The organism is Micropruina sp. (assembly GCF_027492755.1).
Classification (GTDB): Bacteria; Actinomycetota; Actinomycetes; order Propionibacteriales; family Propionibacteriaceae; genus Micropruina.
The window spans coordinates 1-7373 of sequence record NZ_JAPUED010000117.1 but is presented as its reverse complement, the minus strand read 5'-3'; the positions used below and the strand labels follow the sequence as shown (position 1 = coordinate 7373).

Genomic DNA, 7373 nt, shown 5'->3' with positions numbered 1-7373 from the left:
CCAGGGGCCAGGTCGGTCAACCCCACCTCGGCGACCGCGTCCTCAGCCGCCCGCAGGCAGATCTCGTCGATCCGCCGCTTGCTGCGTTCGTAGACCTCTTCGATCCGCGCGGGATGGATCCGGCCGTCGGCGACGAGCTCGGTGAGGGTCAGCCGGGCCACCTCGCGGCGGACCGGGTCGAAGGACGACAACAGCACGCTCTCGGGGGTGTCGTCGATCATCACGTTGACGCCGGTGGTCTGCTCGAAGGCGCGGATGTTGCGGCCCTCACGGCCGATGATCCGGCCCTTCATCTCGTCGCTCGGCAGCGGCACCGTGGTGACCACCGATTCGGTGGTCTGATCGGTGGCCAGTCGCTGAATGGCGCCGACGATGATCTGCCGGGCCTTCTGGTCGCCGTCGCGGCGCGCCTCGGCCTCGATCGTGCGGCTCAGGTGCACGGCCTCCAGCCGAGCCTCGTGCTCCACCTGGGCGAGCAACTCCGTCTTGGCGGCTTGCGGCGTCATGCCCGCGATCCGGGCGATCTCCTTGCGCTGTTCCGCCTCCGCCTTGTCGAGGGCAGCCCGCTGGGCGTCCAACTCGGCAAGGGTGAGCTCCAGATCGCCGAGTCGCTCGTCGAGCTTGCGCTGCAGCCCGGCATGCTGGTCTTCGCGTTCAGCCACCCGGCGTTCCCGGCGCTCCACCTCTTGGAGCAGCATCTCCACCCGCTCGCGCTCCAGCCTGCTGGCGGCATCGCTCTCCAGCCGCGCTCGTTCGGCGTCGGCCCTGACGCGCTCAGCCTCAGCCCGCGCTGTCGCGATGATCTCGTCGGCCTCGGCCTTACGGGCCAGCGGATCGACCTTGGCGACCAGGGACTGCAGACGGGACCGTTCCTGCTTCTCGGCCTCGACCGCACGGCGGGCGGCCTGCTTCTGAGCCTGCTGCTGGTTGCGCACCATGGACACCACAACCAGCGTCAGCCCGACCAGGACGATCGCCAGGACGACGGCGACGATCGCGAGCAGCTGCATCGGATCCATCGGAACCTCCCGTCGTCGGTGAACATGGGTACGCCGAACGGGTCAAATCACCATGGCAATCAGGCGATGCCGGACCTACCGTCAGCACCGCCGTCCGCTCCGCCTGCGGGGATGGACGGAACTCCAATCACGAGTCGTTTGCTAAATCGTTGAAGAAGTCGATCGCTTAGTTGGGATGAATCGTTGACACACCTGTGCTGAGGTTAGGCGTCGACGGCGCTGTGTTCAAGCGCCGGTCCTTGTGGCGGTGGAATTCGCTAGCCGAAGTCAGGCTCCGCCAGGCCGCCGTCAACCTCGTCGGAGGGCAACTCGCGCAGCGCGGTGGCGATCACCGACGAGGAGAACCCGCGGCGGGCCAGTTGACCGGCCATTCGGCGGTACCGAACCTGGTGCGGGAACCGCTCCAGGGAGCGGGCCCGCTTGGCCACCAACTCGCGAGCCACAGCCAGGTCGGTCTCGTCATCGACCTCGGACGCCGCCTGCTCGATCACCTCGGCATCGACGCCCTTGGTGCGAAGCTCTTGCCGCAGCGCCCGGGTCGAGCGCTGTCGCCGCTGCTGACCGTCGAAGGTCGCGTCGGCGAACCGACGGTCATCGATCAACCCCACCTCGGTCAGCCGGTCGAGCACTTCGCGGACAGCCTCCTCAGGCACCCGGCGTTTGGCCAACGCTCGCTCGAGTTCACGGCGGGTCCGGTCACGGACGTCGAGCAGTCGCAGCGCGATCTCACGCGCCACCGCGACCGGATCGGCGTCCGGACCGTCGGGAACCTCGACCGCCACGCTCAGAACTCGACCTCGCCGGTCACCGGATCGATGCCGGGCGGAACTTCGGCGTGCTCACCGATGCCCAGGTGCTTCAGGATGCGGGTCTCGAGCTCGTCGGCCACCTCAGGGTTCTTTCGCAGGAACTTGCGGGCGTTCTCCTTGCCCTGGCCCAGCTGGTCGGCCTCGTAGGTGAACCAGGCACCCGCCTTGCGCACCAGGCCGGTCTCGACACCCAGGTCGATCAGGCTGCCCTCACGGCTGATGCCCTTGCCGTAGAGGATGTCGAACTCGGCCTGCTTGAACGGCGGGGCCATCTTGTTCTTGACCACCTTCACCCGGGTCCGGTTACCGACCATGTCGGAGCCGTCCTTCAGGGTCTCGATGCGGCGCACGTCGAGGCGCACCGACGAGTAGAACTTCAGCGCCTTGCCACCGGTGGTGGTCTCGGGCGAACCGAACATCACGCCGATCTTCTCGCGCAGCTGGTTGATGAAGATCGCGGTGGTGCCCGCCCCGGAGAGCGCACCGGTCATCTTGCGCAGCGCCTGGCTCATCAGCCGGGCCTGCAGGCCCACGTGACTGTCGCCCATCTCGCCCTCGATCTCGGCCCGCGGGGTGAGTGCGGCCACCGAGTCGATCACGATCAGCGCCAGTGCACCGGACCGGACCAGCATGTCGGCGATCTCGAGGGCCTGCTCACCGTTGTCGGGCTGGCTGACCAGCAGCGCGTCGGTGTCGACACCGAGCTTCTCGGCGTAGGCCGGATCGAGCGCATGCTCGGCGTCGATGAACGCGCAGATGCCGCCGGCGGCCTGGGCGCTGGCGATCGCATGCAGTGCCACCGTCGTCTTGCCGCTGGACTCAGGGCCGTAGATCTCGACCACCCGGCCCCGCGGCAGCCCGCCGATGCCGAGTGCCACGTCGAGTGCGATCGACCCGGTCGGGATCACCTCGATCGGCTGCCGGGTCTCTTCGCCCAGCCGCATCACCGACCCCTTGCCGTGCTGCTTCTCGATCTGCGCGAGGGCCGCACCAAGCGCCTTTTCGCGGTCCGCAATCGCCATCTCCGCTGTCCTTCCTCGTCCGGCCGTTGCCGTCTCTCAAGCCTCTGTTGTCACCTTACGAACGGGCACTGACAAAAACGTCAAACTCGCTTCAGGCTGTGGGTAACCGGCCGAAACACCCGGGGCCACGGGACAGAACACTACCGAACAGATGTTCGAAACACACTCGACACGCCGTCAGCGCTCGGACGCGGGAAGCTCCAGATTGCGCCACACCGCACGCCAGATCTCCTTGCACGGCACCCCTGCGGCCAGGGCTTCGCGCACGGTGCGGCTGCCGAGTTCGGAGACCACATGGCTCTCGGCCCAGATCAACGCAGGGACCCGCCCCATCTGGCGCGTCAGCCGCGCCCAGAGCTCTGCCTCGCGCACCTCAGGCGGCGACTCGGCGACGCACCGGAAGGTGGGCCACCACGTCGCGATCGTCGTACTTGTCGCTTACCCGGCGCAGCACCAGCGACAACGGAACCCCGAGTGCGCCGCAGATGGCGTTGAGCAACTCGCTGGAGGGCTCTTTCTGGCCACGCTCGATCTCGGACAGGTAGCCGAGGCTCACCCGGGCCGACGACGACACCTCGCGCAGGGTGCGCCGATCCGCGTTGCGCAGTTCACGCAACGATTCTCCCAGCAATTCCCGCATCAACTGCGGCCGGTCGGCCTCGGCGGCGATCATGCCCACGACTCTACCCATCCATAGCTCTCATCGACGTCCTGCATCAACACGCGTCGCGCAGGATATGTTCCAACTCGCACCCAGGGCGTCCGTCGCACGGGTTGGACACCCGTCGGGTGCCACGCACTCAGGCCCTGGCGTCAGTCCCGCTTGATCGGGTCGAGCAGATCCAGCAGCATCCGCAACGCGGCCTGCACGGTCTGCTCGCGCACCGGTTCCCGCTCGCCCTCGAACTGGAAGCGCAGCGCCGTCGGCGACGGCTGCATCGTGCCCACCCGCGGCCCGATCACGGCGATCCACACCTCGCCGGGCCGGTGTCCCTCCTGCGGGGCGGGGCCCGCCACACCGGACGCCGCCAGCGCGTAGTCGGCACCGGTCAGTTCCTGCACGCCCATCACCATCTCGACCGCGGTCTGCTCCGAGATCACCCCGTGCTTGCGCAGCACCGCGGGGTCCACTCCCCCGATCCGCGCCTTCTGCTCGGTGGCGTAGACCACAACCCCGCCCACGTAGTACTGCGAGGCACCGGGAACTCCGGTGATCGTCGCTCCCAGCAGCCCGCCGGTCAGCGACTCCGAGGTGGCGAGGGTGAGACCACGCTCGGTCAGCGTCCGTCCCACTACCTCGGCGAGCGAACGCTGGGTCATCTACTTCTCCTGTTCGGCCAAGCCACGTCTCCGCAAGGCGATCGCCTCGCGAATGTAGTCGACCGCGGTCACCAGGGTCACCACGACAGCGGCCGTCATCACGATCCAGGCCGTCCACTGTAGCCAGGACGGCATCAGTGGCAAGCCCGGCAGGTACAGCAGCAGCGCGATGCTCTGCAGCACGGTCTTCAGCTTGCCGCCGGCGTTGGCGGCCATCACGCCGTACTTCAGCATCGCCACCCGCATCCAGGTGATGCCCCATTCCCGGGCCAGCACCAGCACGGTCACCCACCAGGGCAGCTCGCCGACGATGCTCAGCCCGACGAAGGCCATGCCGGTGAGCGCCTTGTCGGCGATCGAATCCCACAGCTTGCCGAAGTCGGTGATCAGGTTGTAGCGGCGGGCGATCCGGCCGTCGATGGCGTCGGTCGCGATGGCGAACGCGAACACCGCGGTGGAACCCAGCCGCCAGGCCAGGTCGGAGGGATGACTCAGCAGCATCCAGGCGAAGACCGGCACCAGCACCAGGCGCAGCACGGTGAGGGCGTTCGCGGCGTTCAGCCGGCTCGGCTGGCTGGGCTGGCTGGTCATGACGCCTCGGACGCGGTCAGGTCGATGCCGTCGGCAGCGGTGACGGTGGCCCAGACCAGGCTCCCCACCTCGTGCCGGCGTCCCTCGACGCGGGTGCTGCCGTCCACTTCGGGGCCCTGGTGGACGGCCCTCCCGGTGCGGCCGTCGCTGTGCTCGATCAGGACACGGACGCGCTCGCCGACCCGGTCCTCGGCACGCTGCGCGGACACCTCCTCGGCCAGCCGGGACATCGTCTCCAGCCGTTCGGCGATCACCTCGTCGGGCAGCTTGCCGTCCAGGGTCGCGGCCTCGGTGCCCTCCTCGTCGGAATAGCCGAAGACGCCCAGGACGTCCAGCCGGGCCGCGGCCGCGAAGTCGCACAGGGTCGCGAAGTCCGCCTCGGATTCGCCGGGGAACCCGACGATGACATTGCTGCGGATGCCGGCCTCGGGAGCCAGGCTACGGACCCGGTCGAGCAGGCCGAGGAAGGAGTCCGGATCACCGAACCTCCGCATCCGGCGCAGCACGCCCGGCGCCGCATGTTGGAAGGACAGATCGAAGTAGGGCACCACCTTGTCCACCGCCAACATCCCCTCGATCATTCCGGGCCGCAACTCGGCCGGTTGCAGGTACGACACCCGGAGCCACTCGATGCCGTCGATCCGGGCGAGCTCGGCCAGCAGCAGCTCCAGCGCGCGTGGACCGGTCTGCAGGTCCTTGCCGTAGGACGACGTGTTCTCGCTGACCAGGAACAGTTCCTTGACGCCCTGCTCGGCCAGCCAGCGCGCCTCGCCGACCAGCTCATCGGTGCCGCGGGAAAGGTAGGAGCCGCGGAACGACGGGATCGCGCAGAAGGTGCAGCGCCGGTCACAACCCGAGGCCACCTTGAGCGGCGCCATCGGAGAATTGTCGAGGCGGTGCCGCAGCACCCGCGGCCCGGTGGCCGGCGTCCCGTGGCCCGGCAGGGTGACGGTGCGGGCGGCCGCCGGACGCTCGGCGGGAGCCAGCGGCAGCAGCTTCCTACGGTCGCGGGGCCGGTGGGCACGGTGATGTCCGCCGGCCATGATCCAGCGCAGCCGGTCGGCGATGTCGGGGTAGGAGTCGAAGCCGAGCACGGCGTCCGCCTCGGGCAGCGCGGCGGCGAGTTCGTCGCCGTACCGCTCGGCCATGCAGCCCACCGCCACCACGGCCTGAGCCGCTCCGGACTGCTTCAGGTCGGCGGCGGCGAGCAGTGTGTCGACCGAGTCCTTCTTGGCGGCGTCGATGAATCCGCAGGTGTTGACCACGATCGCATTCGCGGCCTCGGGGTCGTCGGTGACCTCGAAACCACCCTGCTCGAGGCGGGCCAGCAACTCTTCGGAATCGACGTCGTTGCGCGCGCAACCCAGGCTCACCAGATGTACGCGCGCGGTCACGTCAGCAATCTATCCCAGCACCCTGTGAGCACGGCCTGTCAGGCCGCCAAGTGTCGCGAGGGAAGCAGGTCGGGACGGCTCCCACGACACCGAAGTGACCAAGGGAACCGTCCACGGTGACCAAGAGACCCGTCCGCGCGCACCGCGCGTGTGATCAGCCCTCGCGGAGGTTGACCAGCACCTCATCGAGATCGTCGGGCTTGACCAGCACCTCGCGGGGCTTGGACCCCTCGGAGGGGCCGACCACGCCGCGGGTCTCCAGGATGTCCATCAAGCGTCCGGCCTTGGCGAAGCCGACCCGCAGCTTGCGCTGCAGCATCGAGGTCGAGCCGAGCTGCAGATTGACCACCAGGGTGGCCGCTTCGAGCACCAGTTCCAGGTCGTCGCCGATGTCCTCGGCGACCTTGGTGGACGACTCCGGGGCCGCCTGGACGTCCTCGCGGTACTGCGGCTGCAACTGGGTGGTGACGTACTTGGCGACCTGACGGATCTCGGCCTCGGTGACCCAGGCACCCTGCACCCGGATCGCCTTGGACGCGCCCATCGGCAGGAACAGCCCGTCGCCCTGGCCGACCAGCTTCTCGGCGCCCGGCGAGTCCAGGATGACCCGGGAGTCGGTCATGGACGCCGTGGCGAACGCCAGCCGGGAGGGCACGTTGGCCTTGATCAGGCCGGTCACCACGTCGGTGGACGGACGCTGGGTGGCCAGCACCAGGTGGATGCCGGCGGCCCGGGCCAGCTGGGTGATCCGGACGATGGAGTCCTCGACGTCGCGCGGGGCGACCATCATCAGGTCGGCCAGCTCGTCGACGATCACCAGCAGGTACGGGTAGGGCTCGAGTATCCGCTCCGAGCCCGGCGGCAGCTTCACCGCGCCGGCCCGGACGGCCTTGTTGAAGTCGTCGACGTGCCGGAAGCCGAAGGCGGCCAGGTCGTCGTAGCGGGTGTCCATCTCGCGGCACACCCACTGCAGCGCCTCGGCGGCCTTCTTCGGGCTGGTGATGATCGGCGTGACCAGGTGCGGAATGCCCTCGTAGTGGGTGAGCTCCACCCGCTTGGGGTCGACCAGCAGCAGCTGCACCTCGTCCGGGGTGGCCCGCATCATGATCGAGGTGATCAGCGAGTTGACGAAGCTGGACTTGCCCGAGCCGGTGGCGCCGGCCACCAGCAGGTGCGGCATCTTGGCCATGTTGGCGACCAGGTAGCCGCCCTCGACGT

The 7373-nt window shown here is 68.7% G+C and carries 9 protein-coding genes; all 9 read right to left on the bottom strand.

All coding sequences use genetic code 11. The features are described 5' to 3' along the window. On the bottom strand, positions 1-1019 hold a 1019-nt coding region (locus tag Q0066_RS08160), incomplete at its 3' end, for an Rnase Y domain-containing protein (protein WP_298131863.1). A 257-nt stretch (positions 1020-1276) separates the two neighbouring features. Further along, a complete protein-coding gene (locus Q0066_RS08155) occupies positions 1277-1801 on the bottom strand; it encodes a regulatory protein RecX (RefSeq protein WP_298131862.1) in 525 nt (174 codons plus the stop codon). Positions 1802-1803: 2 nt separating this feature from the next. Further along, positions 1804-2850 (bottom strand): recombinase RecA, encoded by a 1047-nt coding sequence (gene recA / locus Q0066_RS08150; RefSeq protein WP_298131860.1) that lies wholly within the window; start codon positions 2848-2850, stop codon positions 1804-1806. Positions 2851-3027: 177 nt separating this feature from the next. Then, positions 3028-3222 (bottom strand): DUF3046 domain-containing protein, encoded by a 195-nt coding sequence (locus tag Q0066_RS08145; protein ID WP_298131858.1) that lies wholly within the window; start codon positions 3220-3222, stop codon positions 3028-3030. Position 3223: 1 nt separating this feature from the next. Beyond that, entirely contained in the window at positions 3224-3523 is a 300-nt protein-coding gene (locus tag Q0066_RS08140) for a helix-turn-helix transcriptional regulator (protein ID WP_298131856.1), read from the bottom strand. Between the two features lie 140 nt (positions 3524-3663). Further along, positions 3664-4170, bottom strand: a complete 507-nt coding sequence (locus Q0066_RS08135; RefSeq protein WP_298131854.1) for a CinA family protein — start codon at positions 4168-4170, stop codon at positions 3664-3666. Then, positions 4171-4761 (bottom strand): CDP-alcohol phosphatidyltransferase family protein, encoded by a 591-nt coding sequence (locus tag Q0066_RS08130; RefSeq protein WP_298131853.1) that lies wholly within the window; start codon positions 4759-4761, stop codon positions 4171-4173. Beyond that, the gene (gene rimO, locus Q0066_RS08125; RefSeq protein WP_366521507.1) at positions 4758-6155 is read right to left on the bottom strand and encodes a 30S ribosomal protein S12 methylthiotransferase RimO; all 1398 of its coding nucleotides are present in this window, start codon (positions 6153-6155) and stop codon (positions 4758-4760) included. The genes Q0066_RS08130 and rimO overlap by 4 nt, the downstream gene beginning before the upstream one ends. A 154-nt stretch (positions 6156-6309) precedes the next feature. Next, positions 6310-7373 (bottom strand): DNA translocase FtsK (locus Q0066_RS08120; protein ID WP_298131851.1); only part of this gene is annotated, 1064 nt, incomplete at its 5' end.

Excerpts from the sequence above, each read along its gene's own strand:
- Q0066_RS08135 (WP_298131854.1), bottom strand. The coding sequence starts at position 4,170 with ATGACCCAGCGTTCGCTCGCCGAGGTAGTGGGACGGACGCTGACCGAG.
- Q0066_RS08140 (WP_298131856.1), bottom strand. The coding sequence starts at position 3,523 with ATGATCGCCGCCGAGGCCGACCGGCCGCAGTTGATGCGGGAATTGCTG.
- recA (WP_298131860.1), bottom strand. The coding sequence starts at position 2,850 with ATGGCGATTGCGGACCGCGAAAAGGCGCTTGGTGCGGCCCTCGCGCAG.
- Q0066_RS08130 (WP_298131853.1), bottom strand. The coding sequence starts at position 4,761 with ATGACCAGCCAGCCCAGCCAGCCGAGCCGGCTGAACGCCGCGAACGCC.